Genomic DNA, 23465 nt, shown 5'->3' on the forward strand with positions numbered 1-23465 from the left:
AATATATTGGACATATGCCAAAGGGGCTTCCCACAATGCAGGCCTTGCCTTGATAACGCTTTGCCGTCTGCTGCCGTGGCCTTGTCTGTTGAACGCACCCGTGCCGACCTGGCCCCCTTCCTGATCGGCTTTCTCAGCTTCTCGCTGCTGTACGGCGTGCAGCCCCTGCTGCCGGTGTTTGCCCAGGCCTTTGCCATCGGCCCGGCCGACAGTGCACTGGCCTTGTCGTCCTCCACCGCCACGCTGGCCGTGTCCATCGTGCTGACGGCCTGGAAAGCACAGGGCATCGACCGACGCAGCTTGATGCTGGGGGCCCTTGCCCTGTCGATGGCCTGCCAGCTGGCCTCGGCCTGGAGCCCGCACTGGTGGACGCTGGTGCTGTGTCGGGCTGTGCTGGGCCTGTGCCTGGGCGCGGTGCCTGCCACGGCCATGGCCTATGTGGCCGACACCACACCACCGGCTCGCCTGGCCACCGGCATGGGCCTTTATGTGGCGGGCACCGCCCTGGGCGGCATGAGCGGTCGTGTGGGTGTCTCGGCCTTGAGCGACTGGCTGGGCTGGCGAGAAGCCCTGACCCTGCATGCCGCAGGGGCCCTGGTGGTGTGGGCGGTGGTGGCCTGGGCCATGCCACAGCGTCCCACGGTGGCCCAGGCCCGGAAGGCATCAGCCAAGCCCTGGCCCTGGCTGCGCACCCACCCCACGCTGTGGCGCCTGTTCCTGTGCGGTGGGCTGGCTTCCGGCCTGTTCGTGGCCACCTACAACTACGCCGGGTTTCGGCTGCTGGGCGAGCCCTTTGGCCTGAGCACCACCCAGGTGGGCCTGATCTTCCTGTGCTACCTGTGCGGTGTGGCCTCGTCCAGCCTGAGCGGGCGCTGGGTGCGGCGCTGGGGCTGGGCCCGCGTGCAATGGGCGGCCTGCGGCCTGACGGGTCTGGGCCTGGTCATCAGCCCTCTGCCGCACCTGGGCAGCTTCGTGCTGGCGCTGTGCCTCATGACCTGGGGCTTCTTCACACTGCACGCGCTGTGCTCTGGGCGTGTCGGCCAGGACAGCGGCCCGCACCGAAGCCAGGCCACAGCCCTGTACCTGCTGAGCTACTACGTGGGCTCGAGTGTGTTCGGTTACGCGGCCGGCTGGCTGTGGGACCACGGCGGCTGGCTCGGCCTGTGTGCGGGCCTGGCGGCCATGCTGCTGGCCTTCATGGGGCTGCTGCGCAGCGTGAACAGGGCGCTGGCTCAGGCCAGCGGCCAGCCCTCAGCCGCGCCCTGCGGGGTGAGCACATCGGCCCAGCCGTGACAGGCCAGGGGCGTCAGGGCGGACTGATCTCCCTCGGCAGCCCACCAGGCCTCCAGCATCAACTCCAGCCGCTGGCCATTGAAGGCACCGAACTTCAACACGCAACGGTGCAGCGGCTCGTGTCCCTGAACGAACACATAGGGCTCATCGTCATGGCGAGGCTCGGCCCCCGGGCTCAGGTCCAGCACCTGCCCGCCCAGCGCGGCCGGGTCCAGCGTGTCCAGCACAAAGCCGTGGTGGTACACGTAGGGCCCCCCATCGGTTTCGATGTCGAGCGTGGCCTGACGGCCCGTCAGATCCAGCACCAGGCGGGTGATGGTGAACAGGCGGTCGCCCAGGATCAGTTGGTTCATGGGGTGCATCGGGTCAGAAAAATCGCACCCAGCTTAACCCGCCGCATCCTTGACCTGACCCGGCATCGCGCATCACCACATGGTGGAACCATCCCATCGTGCTGGTTCACAGCTTCACCGGCTTTGAAAATGTCCTGGGTGTTGACTACTTCTGTCGCATCCCTGAGGCACTGCGCCGCGAGGGGGCCACGGTCGACATCGCTCGGGTCAACCCGGCCCAGACCACCGAGTTCCGGGGCGAAGAGCTGGTGCAGCAACTGCAGCAGTGGGCGGCCCGGCCATGAAATTGCTGGGGCAGGCCACGGGCACGCCCTCGCCCGACAGCGCCTCGTTAGCGGCCGCAGCCACCCTTTGCGGCCAGGGGCCCGAAGTCGCCCAGCGTGGCAGGGCACCCGATCCGCTGGTACTCGTCATCGGCCACGCGCCAGATCACCAACCCGCTGGACCCCTCGGATGCGTTGGTGCAGCTGCTGCGCCTGACCATGCGGGACCAGGTGCTGGGCCTGATCGGCCCCTTTGCACCGCACCCGGTGGCCCTGTATGTGCCCCACGCGAACCGATTGAAGCAGGCGGGGCTCTGAGCGGCGGTCTGCGAAATGGAAAAACCCTCTGACGTCACAAAACATCAGAGGGTTTGCATTTGGCGGGTGCGGTGAGATTCGAACTCACGAAACGCGCAAACGTTCGCCGGTTTTCAAGACCGGTGCCTTCAACCACTCGGCCACACACCCTTCAAGCTGCGCATTGTAGGGCCAAGCGCAGGCAGATCTGGGCCAAACGCTCAGTGCTTGCCTGGTTGCAACGCCTGTTCACAAGGCACCTGCACCACCTCGCGCCCTTCGGGCGTGAGGCGCACCGCCGTGAGCTGGCCGCCCCACACGCAGCCGGTGTCGAGTGCCAGCAGGTTGTCGCGGTTGATCAGGCCCAGCGTGGACCAATGGCCAAAAGCGACCGGTTGCTGCGCGGTGCGCCGGCCGGGCACCTCGAACCAGGGCATGTAGCCCTCGGGGGCCCCGCCCACGCCTTCCTTGGTGGCGAACTCCATGGTGCCGTCGGCGCTGCAAAATCGCAGCCGTGTCAGGGCGTTCACCACACAGCGCCAGCGCGCCACGCCTTGCAGGCCATCGTGCCATTGCGCCGGGGTATTGCCGTACATCTGCGGCAGGAAGGTGGCGAGGTCAGGGCCTTGCAGCATGGCCTCCACCTCGGCGGCCAGGGCCAGGGTCTGGGCGGTGTCCCACTGCGGCAGCACGCCCGCATGCACCATCAGCCAGCCATGGGCGCACACGGCCAGCTTCTGCTGGCGCAGCCAGTTCAGCCAGTCGTCACGGTCGGGCGCATTCAGGATGGGGCCCAGCGTGTCGCTGCGGTGGGGCTGCCGCACCCCATGAGCCACGGCCAGCAGGTGCAGGTCGTGGTTGCCCAGCAGGCAGGTGGCCGCGCCCTCCAGCGCCCGCAGGCGCTGCAACACACCCAATGAATCGGGGCCCCGGTTCACCAGGTCACCCAGCACATACAGGTGGTCTCTCGAAGGCGAAAACGCCACCTCGTCGAGCAGGCGTTCCAGCGGGTTGCCGCAGCCTTGCAGGTCACCAAGCAGATAGATCATCCCGGCATTTTCAGGGATTCTGTAAAATCGGCGACCTCATCACTGCTGGCCCAGCGTTTGCTGGTGCCCCTCATGGACCTCGCGTTACTGCTTTTCCTGATCTTCCTCAACGGCCTTTTTGCCATGTCCGAAATGGCTCTGGCCTCCAGCCGCAAGGCCCGCCTGCAGGTCATGACCGAAGCCGGCGACGATGGCGCCCAGGCCGCCATGGACCTTCAGGACAACCCCACGCAGTACCTGTCCACCGTTCAGATCGGCATCACCTCGATCGGCGTGCTCAACGGTATCGTCGGTGAAGCTGCATTCTCGGCACCACTGGCGCAATGGCTGACAGCCAATGTGCCCGTGGTGGCACCTTTCGCCAGCATCACGGCCACGGCCCTGGTGGTCATCGTGATCACCTTCGCCACCATCATCTTCGGTGAGCTGGTGCCCAAGCGCATTGGCCAGATGTACCCCGAACCGGTGGCCCGCGTGGTGGCCATCCCCATGCGCTGGCTGTCCAGCCTGACCAAGCCCTTCGTGAAGCTGCTCACCTTCGCCACAGACGCCACCCTGCGCCTGATGGGCATCAAGGACAACGGCAACCGCAGCGTGACCGAAGAAGAGATCGCGGCCAGCCTGGAAGAAGGCCTGGATGCCGGTGTGATCGAGGCCCACGAGCACCAGATGGTGCGCAATGTGTTCCGCCTGGACGACCGCCAGATTGGCTCCATGATGATCCCGCGCTCGGACATGGCCTGGCTAAACCTGGAAGCACCGCTGGCCGAGAACCTGGCCGTGATCACCGAGCACGGACACTCGCGCTACCCGGTGTGCCGCGGCAGCCTGGACGATGTGGTGGGTGTGATCACGGCCCAGGAGTTGCTCACGCAGATGGCCACGGCTGGCACCGCCAGCGTGGAGCAAGGCATGCAGCCAGCCGTGTTCGTGCCCGAGACCCTGTCGGGCATGGAGCTGCTGGAGCACTTCCGCGCCTCGAGCTCGCAGATGGTGTTCGTGGTCGATGAATACGGCGAAGTGCAAGGTGTCATCACGCTGCGCGACGTGCTGGAAGCCATCACGGGCGAGTTCAACACCGAGGAAGAAGACAACGCCTGGGCCGTGCAGCGCGACGACGGCTCGTGGCTGATCGACGGCCTGATCCCGGTGCCCGAGCTGAAAGACCGCCTGGAGATGAAGGAGCTGCCCGATGAAGACCGTGGTCGCTACAACACCCTGGCCGGACTGGTGATGATGCTGCTGGGCCGCCTGCCCCGCACCACCGACCAGGTGGAATGGGACGGCTGGCGCTTCGAGGTGGTCGACATGGACGGCAAGCGCATCGACAAGGTGCTGGCCTCGCGGCTGGCCGAGGTCCAGGGCGACTGAACACCGGACATCGACCCACGCTCAAGGCGCGAAATACACCGCTGTGGGTGGCAGGGCCAAGGGCTCACGGGCCCTTTCCCTCCCCCACAATGCCCTGGCAATCGGAAGTTGTGACACCCACTGCGCCTGCGCCTCGACGCCCTCGGGCGGTGGCATCATGGCCTGGGCCAGCACGGCCTGTCGGTCGGCACCCTGGGTGTGCACCAGCAGGTGCCGGGCGCCCAGCAAGGCCGCGGGCGTGAAGCTCAGGCGCGGCTGCGCCACATTGGGTGCAGCCGGCGCAGGCACCTCCATGAACCACCCCGTGCCTTCAGGCCATTGGCCGCCAGGAAACCACGAGGCCGTGTGCGCATCGGCCCCCATGCCCAGCACCACCACGTCAAAGGGTTGGCGCCAGTGGGCACGGAACAAGGCCTCCTGCACCGACAAGGCCTCGGCCAGCGGCAGGCCGTTGTACAGCGGCCACCAGCAGGCCGAGGCGGCCCGCCCTTGCAGCAGGTGCTGCTGCACCAGGCCGCCATTGCTGTCGGGGTGATCCGGCGACACCCACCGCTCGTCGGCCAAGGTGATGTCCACCCTCGCCCACTCCAGCGGCAGGTCGCGCAGCACCTGCCACATGGCCACAGGGGTTTTGCCCCCTGAGACCACCAGCGAGGCGCGGCGCCCTGCGCTGAGCGCCTCCTGCAGGCCAACGGCCACGGCCTGGGCCACCGCATGGGCCAAGGCATGCGCATCGGGGCGTGTGTGCAGCACCGGGCTGGCGTGAACAGACAGGCATGGCATGCAGGCAGTCTAGGACGGCCCGCCTGTTGAAACAAGCGCACCCGAGTGCGCCGGTTGGCGCGATAATCTGACAATGTTCCGAGCCAGATCACCTGGCGCGGCACCGTTCACCTTTTGACCCCTCTCTCAAGGAACCCTCACCATGACTCGTGAAGTCGTCTTCGTGGGCGCAGCCCGCACCGCCATTGGCTCTTTCGGTGGCTCGCTCAAGGACATCCCCCCGGCCGACCTGGGTGCCCTGGTCATCAAGACCGCGCTGGAGCGTGCAGGTGTGAAGCCCCAGGACGTCGGCCATGTCGTCATGGGCAGCGTGATCCCCACCGTGCCGCAAGACGCCTACATCAGCCGTGTGGCGGCCCTGAACGCCGGTGTGCCGCAAGAGGCCCCCGCCTTCAACGTGAACCGCCTGTGCGGTTCGGGCCTGCAGGCCGTGGTGTCGGCCGCCCAGGCCATCCTGCTGGGTGACTGCGACGTGGCCATCGGCGCCGGTGCCGAATCCATGAGCCGTGGCGCTTACCTGGTCACCAGCAACCGCTGGGGCGCTCGCATGGGCGACGTCAAGATGCTGGACTTCATGCTGGGCGCCCTGCATGACCCCCGCCTGCACATCCACATGGGCATCACCGCTGAAAACGTGGCCGCCCGCCACGGCATCAGCCGCGAACAGCAGGACGCCTACGCCACCGAGTCGCAAGCCCGTGCCGCCAAGGCCATTGCCGCTGGCCTGTTCAAGGACCAGATCGTTCCGGTGGAACTGAAGACCCGCAAGGGCGTGGTGCTGTTCGACACCGACGAAGGCGTGAAGGCCGACACCACCACCGAAGCGCTGGGCAAGATGAAACCCGCCTTCAAGAAGGAAGAAGGCACGGTCACGGCCGGCAATGCCTCGACCCTGAACGACGGTGCCGCCGCCGTGGTCATGGCCAGCGCCGAGAAGGCCAAGGCCCTGGGCCTCAAGCCCCTGGCCCGCCTGGTGTCCTACGCCCACGCTGGCGTCGAGCCCGAGTACATGGGCATCGGCCCGGTGCCCGCTTCGAAGCTGGCCCTGGAAAAGGCCGGTCTGAAGGTGTCCGACCTGGACCTGATCGAGTCGAACGAAGCCTTTGCAGCCCAGGCCTGCGCCGTGTCCAAGGAAATGGGTTTCCCCGCCGACAAGACCAACCCCAACGGTTCGGGCATCTCGCTGGGCCACCCTGTGGGTGCCACCGGCGCCATCCTGACCACCAAGGCCATCTATGAACTGCAACGCACCGGCGGTCGCTACGCGCTGATCACCATGTGCATTGGTGGCGGCCAGGGCATTGCCATGGTCATCGAACGCCTGTGATCCTGGCGCGCTGACGAAGCAAAGGGCTCCCTCGGGAGCCCTTTTTCATGGCCTGGGCGCAAGCCCTGACAGGTGTGAAAGAGCGTGTCAGGCGCCCAGCACCAGCGTGCGCGAGGCCGGGAAGCTGGTGCACAGGTACACGCTGCTGCCCAGCACGTTGCCACAGACCTCGCCTTCGTGCACCGTGAGCTTGCAGGTGCCGCAGGCCCCCTTGCCACAGCCTTGCTCCAGGTGCAGGCCATGCTCGTTGGCCAGCTGCAGCAAGGTCTTGCCCTGGTCGGCCTTGCTCAAGGTGATGGCCATGTTGATGTGCTCGAACACCACCTCGGCACCTTCCAGGTCGATGTCGGTGCCCGGGGGCTGAACCGCGGTGGCGATCTCGAAGCGCTCGGTGTGGATGTTCCGTTGCGGCACGCCCAGTTCGGCCAGCGTGGCCAGCATCTGCTGCATGAAACCGTCAGGCCCGCACAGGTACACGTGGCGCTGGGCCACGTCGGGGCAGCGGCGGATGATCTGGGTGGCGTCCAGGCGGGTGACCACCTTCAGGCCATCGGTTTCGGTCACGCCCTGCGGCTGGCTCAGAGCCACCGTCACGGGCAGGCCCAGGGCGCCCCAGTCACGCAGGTCGGGCTGGAAGACGATGTCGTCGGCATGGCGGAACTGCGCCATCACCTTCACGTCGGGCCGTTGCGCCAGCGGGCGCGACAGCAGGTGCGTGATCATCGAATGGATGGGCGTGATGCCCGAACCGGCCGCCAGCATCAGCACCTTGGGCTGATCGCCCAGGGTGAATCGGCCTCGCGGCTTGCCCAGGTTCAGCACCTGGCCGGCACGCACCTGCGTGTGCAGCCACTCCGACACCACACCGCCCGGCTGGCGCTTGACGGTGATCGAGATGCGGCCATCGGGTCGGGCCGAGGGGCTGTAGCAGCGGTGGTGCACCTGCCCGTTCAGTTCGGCATGTACCTCGATGTGCTGGCCGGCCAGCATGCCCTGCCAGTGCTGGTTCGGGCGCAGCACGAAGGTCTTCACGTCGGTGGCTTCATCGAGCACCTGCTCGACCACGGCCTTGAGCTCGTAGGTCCACAAAAAGGGCATGACCTTGCGGTTGAACTCGGTCATGGTGTTGCTGACCACATAGTCCACGCGCTCGTGGCCCACACGGTCGAGGGCCCAGCGGCTGGCCGCGTTCAGGGTGCGCTCAAGCATGGCGAGCCCCAGCGCCCAGGCCCGTGTCGGCCTCGGGCTTCTTCGAGAACTTCCACATGTGCGCCACGTAGTTGCGAATGGCATGGCCCCAGGTCTTGTTGACCTGGTAGTTCAGACCGTACTTCTGGCACACGGCACGCACGTCTTTCGACATGGCCGGGTAATGGCGCGACGGGATGTCGGGGAACAGGTGGTGCTCGACCTGGTAATTCAGGTGGCCCCACAAGATGCTCATGCGGCGCGAGCCCTTGAAGTTGACCGACGAATCGAGCTGGCTGATGTACCAGTGGCCGCGGTGCTTCAAGGCCTCTTCAGGTTGCAGGGGTGCCGTGAAGTGGGTGGCCTGGATGGTCATCGCGATCCAGTAATTGTTGATGCCATCGGCCAGCATGTTGCCCAGGAACACCTTCCAGAACGAGAACCCCGTGGCGAGAGCCAGCAAGGGGAACACCAGGTATTCCTTGAAGGTCACGCGCAGCACCGAGCGCCAGCGGCGCTTTTCAAGATCGGCCACCGTCTGGCCCGGGTGGTCGACCGTGGCGTAGCCCTTGTTGCCCTCGGGGAACTTCCTGGCACGGTCACGCTGGCCGAACCCCAGGTTCTGGTTGTTGAACCCGTACAAAATCTGCGGGTACACCCACAGCAGGTAGATGGGCACCTGCCAGCGGTGAATGGGGTTCCACGGCGTCTGGTCGTTCATGCGCAGGATGCCGTGGTTCAGGTCGGGGTCCTTCTCGAACACATTGGTGTGCACATGGTGCAGCGCGTTGTGTTCGCGGCGCCAGCCCTCTTCGTCCACCGGAGCCTTCCACTTGAAATTGCGCGAGTGGAACTGCGGGATCTCGGGGAAGCCGTCGTACTGCCCATGCAGCACGTTGTGCCCGATTTCGATGGCTTCGATGTTGCGGTGCAACCAGACGAAGAACACGCCCAGCGAGAACATGATGGGCTCTTTGCTGACCCACAGCAGGCCACGCCCTAGCACCTCGAAGCGGCGCGACCAGCTGCGCAACCCCTTGATGTACGCCACATCGTCAGGGCCCAGCTGCTCGCGGTACTTGCGCTTGATGGCCTCGAATTCGGCCTCGATCTGGTCGTACAGGGCCAGCTGGGCACTGGCCACAGCAGCCTGTTCAGTGGGATGTTGATTCATGTTTGGAATGCGAAAGCGAGCGGGGGCCATCTGCCATGACAACCAAGCAGTTGTCTGGCGCGCGAGCGTAACAGGCCGCCGGAATATACCGGCCAATGACTATCCCCTAGCCCCCCTGCAACAGACGGTTGGAAAACCGCCAGCCGGAGGCACCGATTCGAGGGTTCAAGGCGTCTGGCGAAGCTCCGGGCCAGCCGCTGGCAAAGCGCGGCGGCGGTTGAGCAGGCCCACCAGGTCATCGACCAGCGTGAACACCACCGGGATCACCAGCAGGCTCAGGAAGGTCGAGGTGATCAGGCCGCCGATCACGACGATGGCCATGGGCGCCCGGAAGCTGGGGTCGACGCCAATGCCCAGGGCGATCGGCATCATGCCGGCACCCATGGCGATGGTGGTCATGACGATGGGGCGGGCGCGCTTGCGGCACCCGTCGATCACGGCTTCCCAGCGGCTCAGGCCATGCTCGTGCCGAGCGATCAGCACGTAATCGACCAGCAAGATGGAGTTCTTGGTGGCGATGCCCATCAGCATGATCATGCCGATCATGGCGGGCATGCTGAAGGCCGTGTGCGTGACGTACAGCGCCAGGAAGGCGCCAGGCACCGACAGCACCAGCGCCACCAGGATGGTGAGCGGCTGCACGAAACCCTTGAACAGCAACACCAGCACGATGTAGATGCACAGCACGCCGGTGCCAATGGCCAGCATGAAGCTGGCGAACAGCTCGCCCATGGCCTCGGCATCGCCCACGGCCGTGACCATCACGCCGGGGGGCAGCTTTTTCAGGCTGGGCAAGGCCAGGGCCTGACGCTCGACCTCGCCCAGGGGCTGCTGGTTCAGCTCGACCTCGAAGTTGATGTTGCGCTGCCGGTCGTAGCGGTCGATCTGGGCCGGGCCACTGCCCAGCGACAGGTCGGCCACATTGCCCAGCGGCACAGGGCCGCGCGCGCCGGGCACGGGCAGGCGCGAGAGCAGCTCCAGGTCGGTGCGGGCCTCGTCTTTCAGGCGCACCACGATCGGCACCTGACGCTGGCTGAGGTTGAGCTTGGCCAGCGACTGGTCGAAATCGCCCAGGGTGGCCACACGGATGGCATCGGCCATGGCCGCGGTGCTGACACCCAGATCGGCAGCACGGGCCGGGTCAGGGCGGATGATCAGTTCAGGGCGCACCAGGCTGGAGGTGCTGGTGACATTGCCGATGCCGGGGATGGTGCGCAACTCGCGCGCCACCACTTCGGCATGGCGCCCCAGCGCCTCGCCGTCTTCGCTGGCCAGCACCAGCACGTACTTTTCGGCCGAGCCGCCAAAGCCGATGTTCACGCGCACACCCGGCAGGTCGACCAGGGCCTTGCGCAGGTCGCCTTCGATGTCCTGCTTGCTGATGCCCGGGCGCTCGTTGCGGTGGGTCATGTTCAGCGTCAGCACGGCCTTGCGCACTTCCGACACGCCCATCGACATGAAGGGGTCAGAGCCCGCGGCACCGCCGCCGATGGTGGTGTACACCATCTTCACCTGTGGGTGGCGCGACACCACCTGGCGGGCCTGCTCGGCCACGGCCTGGGTCTGCGCCAGCGTGCTACCCGGCGGCAGCGTCAGTGTGACCTGGGTTTGCGACAGGTCGTCGGGCGGGATGAAGCCCGTGGGAAGCTGGGTGACCAGGAAGAAGCTGCCCACGGTGAAGCCCACCACGGCCAGCATGGTCAGCAGCCGGTGCTTGAGGCACCAGGCGGCCCAGACCAGGTAGATGCTCATCCAGCGGGGCTCGCTTTCCTCATGGCGCGGTGGCTTGAGCAGGTAGGCCGCCATCATGGGCGTGAGCATGCGGGCGACCACCAGCGAGAAGAACACGGCAATGGCCGCCGTCCAGCCGAACTGCACGAAGAACTTGCCGGCCACGCCGCTCATGAAGGCGGTGGGCAGGAACACGGCGATCAGGGTGAAGGTGGTGGCGATCACGGCCAGACCGATCTCGTCGGCCGCCTCGCGTGCGGCTTCCAGTGGCGTCTTGCCCATGCGCAGGTGGCGCATGATGTTTTCGATCTCGACGATGGCGTCGTCGACCAGGATGCCCACCACCAGCGACAGCGACAGCAGCGTCACCACGTTGATGCTGAAGCCCGAGAAATACATGACGCCGAAAGCCGGCAGCACCGACAAGGGCAAGGCCGTGGCCGACACCAGCGTGGCCCGCCAGTCACGCAGGAAGAACCACACCACCACGATGGCCAGGAAAGCGCCTTCGTACAGCAGGTACATCGAGCCTTCGTAGTTTTCTTCGACCGGGGTGACGAAGTTGAAGGCCTCGGTGATGACCAGGTCGGGATGGGCCTTGCGGATCTCGTCCAGCCGGGCGGCCACGCCCTGGGCCACATCGACCTCGCCGGCCTTGAGGGCGCGCACGATCTCGAAGGCCACCACGGGCTTGCCGTCGAGCTGGGCGGTGGTGCGGCGTTCGGCCACGGTGTCCTGCACATCGGCCACGTCGCCCAGGCGCACACGGCGCCCGTCGGCCAGGGTGATGTCCAGGCGCGCCAGCTCTTCGGCCGACGACACCGTGCCCACGGTGCGCACGGCCTGTTCGCCACGCGCCAGGTCCATGCGGCCGCCCGAGGCGTCCTGCTGGATGCTGCGCAACTGGCGGGATATGTCGGCCGCCGTCACCTGCAGGGCCAGCATGCGGGCGGGGTCGAGCGCCACGCGCACCTCCCGCGTGACCCCACCCACCCGAGACACGCTGCCCACGCCCTTGACGGTGAGCATCTGCTTGGTGAGGGTGTTGTCGATGAACCAGGACAGGGCCTCTTCGTCCATGCGAGGTGAGGCCAGCGTGTAGGTCAGCACCGGCGTGCCGGCCAGGTTCATCTTGGTGATGACCGGGTCGCGCAGGTCACCAGGCAGGTCGGCGCGGATGCGGGACACCGCGTCGCGCACGTCGTCGACCGCTTCCTGCGTGGGCTTTTCCAGGCGGAATTCGGCCGACACGGTGGCCACTCCATCTTGCACCTTGGTGTAGATGTGCTTGACGCCCTGCAGCGTGGCGATCGAGTTCTCGATCTTGCGGGCCACCTCGGTTTCGAGCTGGGCCGGCGCAGCCCCGGGCAGCGAAGCCGTGACCACCACGGTGGGCAGGTCGATGTCGGGGAAGTTCTGGATCTTCATGCGCTCGAAGCCCAGCAGGCCCACGAGCGACAGCACGATGAACAGCAGGATGGCCGGAATCGGGTTCCGGATCGACCAGGTCGAAACGTTCATGCGCGACCTTTCAGCGGGCAGCGGCGGCGGTGGCCGATGCAGCCGATGCAGCCCCCTGAGCAGAACCCACCACGCGCACCGGGTCACCATCGACCAGGAAGCCCACGCCGGCGGCCACCACATCGGTGTTGGCCTCCAGGCCCTGCACCACTTCGACGCGATCACCCTGGCGGCGACCGACCTGCACCTTGGCCTGCTGGGCCACACCGTCGCGCACCACGAAGACGTAGGCGAACCCATCTTTGAGCAGCACGGCCGTCTGCGGCAGGTGCAACGCGGCGCTGCGGGTGATCTCGAAGCGGCCGCTGGCGAACATGCCGGCCTTCAGGCCGCTGGCCTGGGTGGCTGCCACGGGCAGGTCGACCTGCACCATGCCGTTGCGCGTGCTGGCGTCGACCGTCGGGGCCACAGCCCGCACCCGGCCCGTCACCGGCGCACCGGCAGGGCCTTGCAATACCACGTCCATGCCCGGGCGAATGCGTGCCAGATCGGCCGACGGCACTTCAGCCCGCCACTCCAGGCGGGCCTGACGGATCAGGCGGAACAGCTCCTGCCCGGGTTGGGCGGTGCTGCCGGCGGTGGCTGCACGGCTGGAAATCAGGCCATCGTCAGGGGCCACGATGCGGCTTTGCCCCAGGCGCAGTTCCTGGGCGGCCACCTGGGCTTTCAGGGCCTCGACACGGGCCTGGGCAGTCTGCAGGGCCGTCAAGGCGCGCTGCAACTCCTGGGCGCTGACGGCATCGCTGTCGCGCAAGGTGCGCGAACGCTCGGCATTGGCCTGAGCCTCGAACTGCAGGGCCTGCGCTTCGCTGACCTGGGCACGCAGCGCCAGCAGTTCAGCCTGCAGCCCGTCCTGCCGCAGCACGGCGAGCAACTGGCCCTTGCGCACCACGTCACCCACATTGACCAGCACGTCGGTCAGGCGCACGCCACCCACCTCGGCGCCCACGATGACTTCCTGCCAGGGAGCTACTGCGCCATGGGCCGACAACTGGGCCACCCACTCGCTGCGTTCGGGCCGCACGGTCTGCACCGTGAGCGCCGCCTTGGCCGCCGATGCGGCGCTGGCAGCGCCCGCCGGGGCCGAGGTGTCTGAACCGCAAGCCGAGAGCCAAACAGCCAAGGCGCCGGTGCAGGCGAAGGTGAACACAGGCTTCATGCGTTTGCAGAACGAGGGCTTCGACATGGTTCCCTGAAGGTGAAAATGGGGCAGCCCGCCACCATACCGCACAGACTGGGGTTCCCGGACGACATGCGGCGGCTGCGTCAGCACCGCGGTGGTGCGCGTGGCAAGATGGTAGTGCATGTGCACTCATCGCCGACCCTCTGGGGTCTGCAGGCCCTCACCCATGACCGCCACCAACCGCCCGCTGGATCTGCAACCCTGGGCCTGGGACACCGGGCACGATTTCACCCTGCGGGGCTGGCACTCGGTGCCCAGCGGCAAACCTTTGCTGCACGTTCTGCACGGCAACAGCTTTTGCGGACGGGTGTACGAGCCCTTGCTGCGCCGGTTGTCGGCCCATGTCGACCTGTGGCTGTGTGACGTGCAGGGCCACGGCGACACCGACCTGGGCGGGCGCTTCAAGGGCTGGAACCTCAATGCGGCCCTGGCGGCCGACGCCTTCGAGACGCTGCGCAAGCCCTTCGGGGCCGTGCCGCGCATCGCGCTGGGCCACAGCTTCGGGGGCGTGCTCACCCTGCTGATGATGGCCGAGCGCCCCGCCCTGTTCCAGCGCGCCGCCGTGATGGACCCGGTGATCTTCCCGGCGGCCATGGCCCTGGCCATGACGATGGCCGAAGCCACCGGCATGGCGCAACACAGCCCGCTGGCCCGCGCGGCCCGCAAGCGCCGCCACCAATGGCCCAGCCGGCAAGACGCCATCGACAGCCTGCGAGGCCGCGGCACCTACAAGGGCTGGAGCGACGAGGCGCTGGCCGCCTTCGGCGAGCACGCCCTGCGCCCAGCCGCCAACGGCGAAGGGGTGGAGTTGAAATGCCCGCCCAGCCGAGAGGCCGAGGTGTTCGCCAGTGCGCCGGTGGGCCTGTGGTCGGCCCTGCGCCGCGTGAACACGCCCACGCTGCTGCTGCACGCCAGCGACAGCTTCCCATTCATCCTGCCGTCGGCGCGCCAGTTAGGCGCCAGCAACCGGCAGGTCACGGTGGAAGAGTTTCCGGGCAACCACTGTTTCATGCAGTGCGACCCGGACGCTGCAGCCCGACGGCTGCAGGTCTGGTTCAACGAGGCCCGCTGAAACTCAGCTCTGGGCCAGGTCGGCCGCGGCCTGGCTGGCCTGCTCGGCCCCACGCGCGGAATTGGACCAGAAGGTGCCCGACAGCAATTCGGGCAGGCGCTCCTTGCCCATGCGGAAACCGCAGGCCAGCGGGTGCCCGCCACCGCCCATGGCCTCGGCCAGCGGGATGGCATTGAACGGGGCCTGGGCACGCAGGCCCACCTTCACGGTGCCGTCTTTCGAGACGCTCCACAGCAGGGCAAAGGTGCCGCACTGCGCCGACAGCATGTTGCCCACTTCACTGGTGAAGGCGCCGGGGCAGTTCACCATCACGCCGGTGTGGCCGTCGAAGACCAACGGGGCTGCCCCCTCGGAGATGTCCTTGCACAGGGCCAGGAACTTCTCGTTCATGGCCGTGCCGCGCTGGGTGAAGGCGGCCGACTCTTCCGGGGTGAAGGCGGCGATCTGGGCCCAGCGCTCGAACTCGTTGGGCTCCAGGTCAAGTGCGGCCAGGAAGGCTGCGCTGTCGGGGAAAGCCCAGGTCCAGAGGTCGCGGTCCTGGATGAAGCGCACCAGATCGGGGACGGCCCGCTCGGGGAAGAAGAACTTCCAGGCCAGCATGGCCCCCGACTGGTTCATGTCGAAGTGGATCGCGCCGCATCGGCACTGGAACTGGCCCAGCTTGTCGTAGGCGCTCTTGTGGTGGTCGAGCATGACCAGTTTGGCGGCCTGCTCGTCGAGCGCCTGCATGATGCCAGTCTCGAACGAGAAGTCGAGGATGTACACCGCACGGCCCTGCACCGGGGGCAGGTCTTCGAGGCTGCCGACCTTGCCGTGGCTCACGCCCACGTACTCGCCCTGCCCGTCGAAATACAACCAGGCGGCCAGCGCAGCGCCAAAACCATCGGGGCACTTGCCGTGATACAGCACCAGGGGGTTGGGGTCATCGCGGGACGGCTGAACCGCCAGCCCGGGCAGGGAGGTGAAAAGACCAGTGCTCATGGTGCGCCGAAGGTTGAGGCCGGCACGAAGCCGACAGAACGCAGGAAGGGGCCGCATGGGCCCCGCAACCTTCAAGGATAAGCGCAATCAGGCCGCCAGGGCGCGGCGCTGCATCACGAAACTCACCCAGCGATCGAGCAGCACGCGGCGGCCGCTGTGCACCTCGACCGCCTCGGCGATCCGGTTGAGCTTGACACGCAGCAGCCCCTGGCCACCCTGACCGTCGCCACGCGGCGCAGCCTGCAGCAGCACGGTTCGGTCGTGCGGGGCATAGCCCTGCACATCGGCCACCACTTTCTGCAGCTGGCCGTTGGGGTCGATGTAAAGGACCGACCAGCGCCCCAGGGTGTCGGGGCTCGCCTGTCGGCCGGCCACGAGCTTGCGAGCCAGGTGGCTCACGAGCTGCAAGGGGGCAAAGGCGTGGGTCATGGGGTGAACCTGAACAAGGTGTGCGTGTCTCTGAACGTCACACGGATGTTAGAGAAATCGCAACCTCTTGTAACCCCCGCTGGCGAGTGCCCCAGGACGGGGGGGAGCCCCCCTGAATCAGGTCTTTGCGTTCAGGCGCTTGCGTTCAGGCCCGTGCACGCTGCGGCACCTTGCCCAGCACCGCCTCATGCAATTGGTCGAGCGGCATGACGTGGTCGGCTGCACCGAGCTTGATGGCCTCCTTGGGCATGCCGAACACCACGCAGCTGGCTTCGTCTTGCGCATAGGTGATGGCGCCGGCCTGGTGCATCTCGAGCAGGCCCCGTGCGCCGTCGTCGCCCATGCCGGTCATGATGATGCCGGTGGCGTTGCGGCCAGCGCACTGGGCCACCGAGGTGAACAGCACGTTCACGCTGGGGCGGTGGCGCGACACGGGCGGGCCGTCCTTGATGACGGCGTAGTAGTAGGCCCCTTGCCGGCGCACCTGCAGGTGGCGCCCGCCCGGTGCGATCAAGGCCTGGCCGGGCAGCACACGGTCGCCGTCGTCGGCCTGTTTCACACGGATCTGGCACACCGAATCCAGCCGTGAAGCAAAGGCCTGGGTGAACTGTTCGGGCATGTGCTGCACCACCACCACGCCCGGGCAGTTCAGGGGCAGGCGCCCCAGCAGCACCTCCAGGGCCTGTGTGCCCCCGGTCGAGGTGCCGATGGCCACGATGCGTTCGGTGGTCTCGACCATGGCGCGCTGCACGGGCGTGCCCAGCAGGGCTGCGGCGTGCACGGTCTGGCCCGCAGGGTCCGCATGGCGCGCGGTTGGCACGGGCGCCGGCGCCGCAGGGGCAGACGCCCTGCGCGACAGCGCGGTCATGTTGGCGCCCGCAGCCGCCTTGACGGTGTTGACCAGGTGCTGCCCGCTGCTTTGCAGGTGGTCCTTCAGGCCGGTGGTCGGCTTTTCCACGATCTCGAAGGCACCGGCCTGCAGCGCCTCCAGCGTGGTGGGCGCACCTTTGGTGGTCAATGTGGAGCAGATCACCACCGGCGTGGGCCGTTTGCCCATGATCTGGCGCAGGAAGGTGATGCCGTCCATGCGTGGCATTTCCACATCCAGCACGATCACGTCGGGCCAATGCTGCTCCATGGCGCGCATGGCAAACAGCGGGTCCGAATACGTGCCCAGCAATTCGATGGCAGGGTCGGCCTGCAGCAGGCCGCCCACCACCTGGCGGACCACCGCCGAGTCGTCGACCACCATGGCCTTGATGCGTCCGCTTCGCATGTCACACCTCCGAAGGGCCCAGGCGGCCGCCGTGGGCAATGTTGAGGGCGCCGTCTGCCAGCCCGAAACTCAGGCGGCGCACCACACGCCCCCCGACATCCATCTGCATGGGGTTCACACCGTGCGCGTCCAGCCATGCCTGGGCTTTGCGCACATTGGACGCCCCGATCGACGAGTCGTGCGCGGTGGCCCCGCCCACCAAGGCGATGTCCAGGCTGCGCATGGGGCAGTGGTGGGCATGAAAGTGCTGTGCCATCCAGTCAAGGGCCTCGTCCACGTAATGCCCGGCCGACATGGCGGGCACTGCACGCGGCAAAGGCCGTGTCGGCAGCAGGCAGTGGCACATGGCCCCCAGGCTGAGCCGGGGCGACCACATCACCACCGACACGCACGAGCCCAGCATGGTGCTGACCTTGTGTGGGCCGGCCCCGAAGAACCAGTCACCGGGCCTCAGGAACACCGAGGCCTGCCCATTGAGGCCTTCGTCCACCATGCCGGTGGTCTCGAAAGAACGTGCCCGCGTGCCCTGCCCTGAATCAGAGGGCTGGCGCCTGCGGGTCACCGGCTGCTCAAGGGAGCCGGTAGATGGTGGGCACCACGGGCTTGACGACATCGGTGATGCCTCCGAGGGTTTCAGAGTGGCCGATGAAAAGCAACCCGCCGGGCTTGAGGCGCCTGACCAGTGACTCGACGATCTTCTTCTTGCCTGCGTTGTCGAAGTAGATCAACACGTTGCGCAGGAAGATCATGTCGAAGGGCTCCATCGCAGGCAAGGGCTCCATCAGGTTCACCTGCGCGAAGCTGACCCGCTTGCGCAGGCCGGGCTCGACACGGTAGTAGCCCTCGTACTCGTCAAAGCCCTCCAGCAGGTACTTCACGGCCAGGGGGCGCGGCACTTCGTCGGCCCGCACGGCCGGGTAGATGGCCCGCCGCGCATCGTCCAGCACTTTGGTGGAGAGGTCGGAAGCGAAGATCTGCCAGGGCCGATCGCCCAGCGTTTCGGCCAGGGTCATGGCCAGGCTGTAGGCCTCTTCCCCGGTGGAGCTGGCCGCACTCCACAAGCGCAAAGACCCTTTGAGACCCGTGCGCTGCATGCGCGCCAGCTCTTCGCGCAGGAAGTCGAAGTGCTTGGGCTCACGGAAGAAGTGGGTCTCGTTGGTGGTGAGCAGATCGACCGCGGTCTGTCGCTCGTCTTCATGGCCTTTGGCCTCGATGAAGTCGATGTACTCGCGGTAGGTCTGCAAGCCCCAGTGGCGCAGGCGCTTGGACAGGCGCCCGCACACCAGCACTTTCTTGCTGTCGGCCAGCTTGATGCCCGAGGCCCCTTCGAAAAAGCGCCGCAGCCGATCGAACTCGTTGTCAGAGATGGTTGCGCCCAGCATGGTGTGCCCCCGATTTGGATCAGCGCACCGTCATGCGGCGGAACTTGCCTTCGTCGCCGTGGTCGTCCACCGGCATGCTGCGGCGAGGCTCGGGGGCCCTGAACGCGCCGCCTCGGGGCGACATCGGCATCACGGCACCGTCGAGCGCGGCCTGCCCCACCTGGAAGAAGCCCATGGTCTGGCGCAGCTTCTCGGCCTGTGCCGTCATTTCCTCGGCCGTGGCGGCCAGCTCTTCACTGCCGGCAGCGTTTTGCTGCGTGAGCTGTGTGAGCTGGCTCATGGCGGTGTTGATCTGGCTGACGCCGGTCGATTGCTCGTCACTGGCGGCCGTGATTTCCTGCACCAGGTCGCTGGTCTTGCGGATGGCTGGCACGATCTCGCCCAGCAAGGAGCCAGCCCGCTCGGCCGTCTTCACGCTGCCAGCGGCCAGCTCGCCAATTTCCTGTGCGGCCACCTGGCTTCGCTCGGCCAGCTTGCGCACTTCAGCGGCCACCACCGCGAAGCCCTTGCCGTGCTCGCCCGCGCGCGCAGCCTCGATGGCGGCGTTCAGGGCCAGCAGGTTGGTCTGGTAGGCGATGTCATCGATGATGCCGATCTTGTTGGCGATGCTCTTCATGGCATCGACCGTCGCGCCCACAGCCGCACCGCCTTCGTTGGCTTCACCTGCGGCCTTGCGGGCCATGCCGTCAGTGACCTTGGCGTTGTCGGCGTTCTGGGCGATAGAGGCCGACATTTCTTCCATGGCCGCCGAGGTTTCTTCCACGCTGGCGGCTTGTTCGTTGGCGCCCTGGGCCAGGCTCTGCGAAGTGCCCGAGATCTGCGTGGCGGCCGAGGCCAGCGCGTCGGCGTTGCTGCGCACCTCGCTGATGATGTGCCGCAGCTTGGACACCGTGTCGTTGAAGGCCTGCTTGAGGTCGTCGAAGGTGCCCTGGAAATCGTCGTCGATGGTGTGTTCCAGGTTGCCCCGTGCCAAGGCATCGAGGGCGGTGTTGACCGCCTGCAAGCCGTTTTCGACCACTTCCATCAGGTCGTTGGTGCCCTGCCCCATCTCGAGGAAGAAGCCACTGCGCCCCTGCAGCGGAATGCGGGCCGAGAAATCACCCGCCACGGCGCGCTGCGTGAGGCGTTGCACTTCACGCAACCCTTGCTGGCTGGCTTCAAGCAGGCGGTTGATGCCTTCGGCGGTCATGCGCTGCACGCCGTCCTTGTTCTCGACCTCGAAGCGCTGGTCGAAGTCGCCCTGGCTGGCTTCGCCCACCACGCGTTCGAGCTCCTTCTCGAAGTTGCGGGTCGACACCGTGGCGGCCGTGACATCGCTGGCGTACTTGACCACCTTGAACGGCTTGCCGTTCATGTCCAGGATGGGGTTGTAGCTGGCCTGGATCCAGATCTCCTTGCCGCCCTGCCCCACGCGACGGAACAGCCCGGCCTCGAACTGGCCATTGCCCAGGCGCTCCCAGAAGTTGCGGTACTCCAGGCTGTCACGGTGGGCTGCGTCGACGAACAGGCTGTGGTGCTTGCCACGGATCTCGTCCAGCGCGTACCCCACCGTGCGGCAGAAGTTCTCGTTGGCGTGCAGGATGTTGCCCTTGAGGTCGAACTCGATGACGGCCTGCGAGCGACCGATGGCGGCCAGCTGCCCCTGGAAATCGGCCTGCTTGAGCTTTTCTGCCGTGATGTCGGTGGCGAACTTGACCACCTTGAACGGCTTGCCGTTCATGTCGAAGATGGGGTTGTAGCTGGCCTGGATCCAGACCTCGCGCCCACCTTGCCCGATGCGCTTGTACTGACCTGAATCGTACTGGCCGGCCCCCAGGCGGTCCCAGAAAGCGCGGTACTCGTTGCTTTCACGGTAGGCCGGCTCGACAAACAGGCTGTGGTGCCGGCCCTTGATGTCGTCGAGCTTGTAGCCCAGGGTGCGGCAGAAGTTGTCGTTGGCATGCAGGATGTTGCCCTGCAGATCGAACTCGATCACGGCCTGCGACTTGCCGATGGCGGCCAGCTGGCCTTCGTAGTCGGCATTGCGCAGCTTGTCGGCTGTGATGTCGGCCGCCACCTTGATCACCTTGGCCACCTTGCCGTCAGGCCCCATGACCGGGTTGTAGCTGGCCTGGATCCAGACCTCGCGGCCTCCCTTGGCGATCCGCTTGTACTGACCTGCATCGAAGGTGCCACTGCCCAGGCGCTCCCAGAAGCTGCGGTAGGCAGCCGAGTCGCGGTAGGCGGGCTCGACAAACAGGCTGTGGTGCTTGCCCCGGATCTCGTCAAGGGCGTAACCCAGTGCCTGGCAGAACAGCGGGTTGGCATCGACGATGGTGCCGTGGGGATCGAACTCGATCACGGCCTGCGAGCGCTTGATGGCGTCCAGCGTGGCCTCGCGCTCCGACAGGCAGGCGTGCGCGGCCACGATCTGTTGTGCATCGGTGGCCTGCTTCGCAGCAGACTCGCTCGCCTGTTGCACTGCCAGCGCGCGCCAGGCCTCGAACTGCTGCGCATACACCAGTGTCGAGCCCTGGTAGGCGCTCAGGTCGAGGGCTGTGGCCTCCTGGCCCGCTTTGATCTTGCCCATCGCGTCGCGTGACCAGGCGGCCAGTTGTTCGTGATGGCGTGACAGGAAGAAGTCGATCGTGCCCATGTGGTGCCCCTTAGCAATCAGTTGGTCGGTCTCACTGCATGCGACGGAACTTCATGTCATCGGGCGTCGCACCCGTTTCGATTCGTCGGGCCCCGGGTGCGCGCCACCCCGCCGAGGGCGATGGTGTGCGCTCGAGGCTGGAGCCAGGCATGGTCCCCTGCATCTGCGCAGGCAACAGGAAGAAGCCCATCAGCTGACGCAGCTTCTCCGCCTGGGCCGTCATCTCTTCGGCCGTGGCGGCCAATTCTTCACTGCCTGCTGCGTTCTGCTGGGTCAGCTGGCTGAGTTGGGCCATGGCGGTGTTGATCTGGCCGACGCCCGTGGACTGCTCGTCGCTGGCGGCCGTGATCTCCTGCACCAGGTCACTGGTGCGCCGGATGGCTGGCACGATCTCGCCCAGCAAGGTGCCTGCACGTTCGGCGGTCTTCACGCTGCCTGTGGCCAGCTCGCCGATCTCCTGAGCGGCCACCTGGCTGCGCTCGGCCAGCTTGCGCACTTCGGCGGCCACCACCGCGAAGCCCTTGCCGTGCTCGCCTGCACGGGCCGCTTCGATGGCCGCGTTCAGGGCCAGCAGGTTGGTCTGGTAGGCGATGTCGTCGATGATGCCAATCTTGTTGGCGATGCTCTTCATGGCATCGACCGTGGCGCCCACAGCGGACCCGCCTTCATTGGCCTCGCCCGCGGCCTTGCGGGCCATGCCATCGGTGATCTTGGCGTTGTCGGCGTTCTGCGAGATCGACTGCGACATCTCCTCCATCGCGGCCGAGGTTTCTTCCACGCTGGCGGCCTGCTCGTTGGCGCCCTGGGCCAGGCTCTGCGAAGTGCCTGACACCTGGGTTGCGGCAGAGGCCAGCGCCTCTGCGTTGCCGCGCACCTCGGAAATGATCTGGGCCAGCTGCTGCACCGTGCTGTTGAACGATGTCTTCAACTCGGCAAACACGCCCTCGAACTGCTCTTCCATGACGTGGTCCAGGTGGCCCTCCGAGAGGGCCGCCAGTGAGCGGCGAAGGCTCTGCAGGCTTTGGTCCACCGTGTCGAGCAGGCCGTTGGTGGCGCGGCCCATCTGCTCGAAGAAGCCTGTGCGACCGGCCAACTCCATGCGTGCAGCGAAATCACCGCGAGCCGCACGGTCGATCACGGCGGCCAGATCGGCCTCGAAACGCTGCTGGGCCAGGGTCTGCTCGGTGATGTCGGTGGCGAACTTGACCACCTTCACGGGCCGGCCGTCGGGGTCGAAGATCGGGTTGTAGGTGGCCTGGATCCAGATCGGTCGACCGCCCTTGCCCAAGCGCAGGTAGCGACCTGTGTCGAAATGCCCTGCGCCCAGTCGCTCCCAGAAGGCACGGTAGTCCTGCGAATCGCGGTAAGCAGGCTCAGCGAACATGCTGTGGTGGCGCCCCTTGATTTCGTCGAGGCTGTACCCCACCGTGGCCAGGAAGTTGTCATTGGCCGTCAAGATGTTGCCCTTGAGGTCGAACTCGATGACCGCCTGCGACCGACTGATGGCCGCCAGCTGTCCTTGCATGTCGGCCTGGCGCATGCGGTGCTCGGTGATGTCCGAGGCGATCTTGACCACCTTGATCACATGGCCATCAGGGCCCATGACGGGGTTGTAGCTGGCCTGGATCCAGAACTCGCGCCCGCCCTTGCCGATGCGCTTGTAGCGCCCGGCGTCGAACCGCCCTTGCGACAGCCGTGCCCAGAATTCGCGGTACTCCGGGCTTTCTCGCTCGGCAGTGCAGATGAACAGGCTGTGGTGCTTGCCGCGGATCTCATCGACCGTGTAGCCCGACACCTTGCAGAAGTTCTCGTTGGCATCCAGCACCATCCCATGCGGGTCGAAGCTGATCAGGGCCTGAGAGCGACCCAGGGCCTGCAGTTCCGCCTCGAGCGAAGCCTTCTCGGCGCTGACCGCAGCTTGTGACTGCTTCAGGCACTGCACCTCGTCGGCCAAGGCCAGCACGCGCTGGTCCAGGGCATGGGCCATGTCGTGCCACTGGCGCAGCAGGCCCGCGTAATCGCCCGCTGTGCCGCTGATCTCGTCGGCGTCCAGGGTCGGTGCGGCTTCGTGGGCCTGAATGGCCTGAAGGGCGCGACGCGAACGTTGTTGCACCTCGCGGTGGGTGCCACTGGCAAGCAAGTCCAGAATGCTCATGG

The 23465-nt window shown here is 66.6% G+C and carries 20 protein-coding genes and 1 tRNA gene; 6 read left to right on the forward strand and 15 right to left on the reverse strand.

Annotated elements, in window-relative coordinates:
* Positions 1-75 precede the first annotated feature (75 nt).
* A complete protein-coding gene (locus tag EYS42_RS06455) occupies positions 76-1293 on the forward strand; it encodes an MFS transporter (protein ID WP_165456644.1) in 1218 nt (405 codons plus the stop codon).
* Here EYS42_RS06455 and EYS42_RS06460 read toward each other — a convergent pair.
* The gene (locus tag EYS42_RS06460) at positions 1233-1646 is read right to left on the reverse strand and encodes a hypothetical protein (RefSeq protein WP_130967020.1); all 414 of its coding nucleotides are present in this window, start codon (positions 1644-1646) and stop codon (positions 1233-1235) included. The genes EYS42_RS06455 and EYS42_RS06460 overlap by 61 nt on opposite strands.
* Before the next feature lie 98 nt (positions 1647-1744).
* On the opposite strand from EYS42_RS06460, the gene EYS42_RS06465 reads away from it, so the two are divergent.
* Complete coding sequence (locus EYS42_RS06465; RefSeq protein ID WP_130967021.1) at positions 1745-1930, forward strand: hypothetical protein; 186 nt, start codon at positions 1745-1747, stop codon at positions 1928-1930.
* A 96-nt stretch (positions 1931-2026) separates the two neighbouring features.
* Positions 2027-2227 (forward strand): hypothetical protein, encoded by a 201-nt coding sequence (locus tag EYS42_RS06470; protein WP_130967022.1) that lies wholly within the window; start codon positions 2027-2029, stop codon positions 2225-2227.
* A gap of 60 nt (positions 2228-2287) precedes the next feature.
* Here EYS42_RS06470 and EYS42_RS06475 read toward each other — a convergent pair.
* Positions 2288-2377 (reverse strand) — tRNA-Ser (locus EYS42_RS06475).
* Between the two features lie 50 nt (positions 2378-2427).
* A complete protein-coding gene (locus EYS42_RS06480) occupies positions 2428-3255 on the reverse strand; it encodes a symmetrical bis(5'-nucleosyl)-tetraphosphatase (RefSeq protein ID WP_130967023.1) in 828 nt (275 codons plus the stop codon).
* 72 nt (positions 3256-3327) lie between these two features.
* Here EYS42_RS06480 and EYS42_RS06485 point away from each other — a divergent pair, with 72 nt between their 5' ends.
* Positions 3328-4626, forward strand: a complete 1299-nt coding sequence (locus tag EYS42_RS06485; RefSeq protein ID WP_130967024.1) for a hemolysin family protein — start codon at positions 3328-3330, stop codon at positions 4624-4626.
* A gap of 21 nt (positions 4627-4647) precedes the next feature.
* On the opposite strand, the gene pgl is transcribed toward EYS42_RS06485, so the two are convergent.
* Positions 4648-5409: a 6-phosphogluconolactonase gene (gene pgl, locus EYS42_RS06490; RefSeq protein ID WP_130967025.1), complete on the reverse strand. Its 762-nt coding sequence runs from the start codon at positions 5407-5409 to the stop codon at positions 4648-4650.
* 142 nt (positions 5410-5551) lie between these two features.
* On the opposite strand from pgl, the gene EYS42_RS06495 reads away from it, so the two are divergent.
* Positions 5552-6736 carry an acetyl-CoA C-acyltransferase family protein gene (locus tag EYS42_RS06495; RefSeq protein ID WP_130967026.1) on the forward strand — a complete coding sequence of 395 codons (1185 nt, stop codon included), beginning with the start codon at positions 5552-5554 and terminating at the stop codon, positions 6734-6736.
* 87 nt (positions 6737-6823) lie between these two features.
* Here the strand turns inward: EYS42_RS06495 and EYS42_RS06500 are convergent, their stop codons facing one another.
* The 4 genes from EYS42_RS06500 to EYS42_RS06515 all read right to left on the reverse strand — a co-directional run bounded on the left by EYS42_RS06500 (position 6824) and on the right by EYS42_RS06515 (position 13536).
* On the reverse strand, positions 6824-7945 hold the full coding sequence (locus EYS42_RS06500; protein ID WP_165456645.1) for a flavin reductase family protein: 1122 nt from the start codon (positions 7943-7945) through the stop codon (positions 6824-6826).
* Positions 7938-9098, reverse strand: a complete 1161-nt coding sequence (locus EYS42_RS06505; RefSeq protein WP_165456646.1) for a fatty acid desaturase family protein — start codon at positions 9096-9098, stop codon at positions 7938-7940. Before EYS42_RS06505 ends, EYS42_RS06500 begins: the two co-directional genes overlap by 8 nt.
* 165 nt (positions 9099-9263) lie before the next feature.
* Positions 9264-12350, reverse strand: a complete 3087-nt coding sequence (locus tag EYS42_RS06510) for an efflux RND transporter permease subunit (RefSeq protein ID WP_130967029.1) — start codon at positions 12348-12350, stop codon at positions 9264-9266.
* A gap of 10 nt (positions 12351-12360) precedes the next feature.
* Positions 12361-13536, reverse strand: coding sequence for an efflux RND transporter periplasmic adaptor subunit (locus EYS42_RS06515; protein WP_245503531.1), 1176 nt, complete (start codon positions 13534-13536; stop codon positions 12361-12363).
* A 163-nt stretch (positions 13537-13699) separates the two neighbouring features.
* Between EYS42_RS06515 and EYS42_RS06520 the strand changes: the two genes are divergently transcribed.
* Positions 13700-14605: an alpha/beta fold hydrolase gene (locus EYS42_RS06520; RefSeq protein WP_130967030.1), complete on the forward strand. Its 906-nt coding sequence runs from the start codon at positions 13700-13702 to the stop codon at positions 14603-14605.
* A gap of 3 nt (positions 14606-14608) precedes the next feature.
* Here EYS42_RS06520 and EYS42_RS06525 read toward each other — a convergent pair whose 3' ends face one another.
* From EYS42_RS06525 to EYS42_RS06555, 7 genes are all read right to left on the reverse strand, one after another.
* Complete coding sequence (locus EYS42_RS06525; RefSeq protein WP_130967031.1) at positions 14609-15586, reverse strand: DHH family phosphoesterase; 978 nt, start codon at positions 15584-15586, stop codon at positions 14609-14611.
* Positions 15587-15673: 87 nt separating this feature from the next.
* Positions 15674-16015 (reverse strand): hypothetical protein, encoded by a 342-nt coding sequence (locus tag EYS42_RS06530; protein ID WP_130967032.1) that lies wholly within the window; start codon positions 16013-16015, stop codon positions 15674-15676.
* 145 nt (positions 16016-16160) lie between these two features.
* Positions 16161-17291: a protein-glutamate methylesterase/protein-glutamine glutaminase gene (locus EYS42_RS06535; protein ID WP_130967033.1), complete on the reverse strand. Its 1131-nt coding sequence runs from the start codon at positions 17289-17291 to the stop codon at positions 16161-16163.
* Between the two features lies 1 nt (position 17292).
* Complete coding sequence (locus EYS42_RS06540; protein ID WP_165456647.1) at positions 17293-17853, reverse strand: chemotaxis protein CheD; 561 nt, start codon at positions 17851-17853, stop codon at positions 17293-17295.
* A 7-nt stretch (positions 17854-17860) separates the two neighbouring features.
* Complete coding sequence (locus EYS42_RS06545) at positions 17861-18673, reverse strand: CheR family methyltransferase (RefSeq protein ID WP_130967035.1); 813 nt, start codon at positions 18671-18673, stop codon at positions 17861-17863.
* Between the two features lie 19 nt (positions 18674-18692).
* A complete protein-coding gene (locus tag EYS42_RS17270; RefSeq protein ID WP_130967036.1) occupies positions 18693-21308 on the reverse strand; it encodes a methyl-accepting chemotaxis protein in 2616 nt (871 codons plus the stop codon).
* Between the two features lie 31 nt (positions 21309-21339).
* On the reverse strand, positions 21340-23463 hold the full coding sequence (locus EYS42_RS06555; protein WP_130967037.1) for a methyl-accepting chemotaxis protein: 2124 nt from the start codon (positions 23461-23463) through the stop codon (positions 21340-21342).
* Positions 23464-23465 lie beyond the last annotated feature (2 nt).

Origin of the sequence: Aquabacterium lacunae (assembly GCF_004310865.1) — a bacterium.
GTDB classification, from domain to species: Bacteria; Pseudomonadota; Gammaproteobacteria; order Burkholderiales; family Burkholderiaceae_C; genus Aquabacterium; species Aquabacterium lacunae.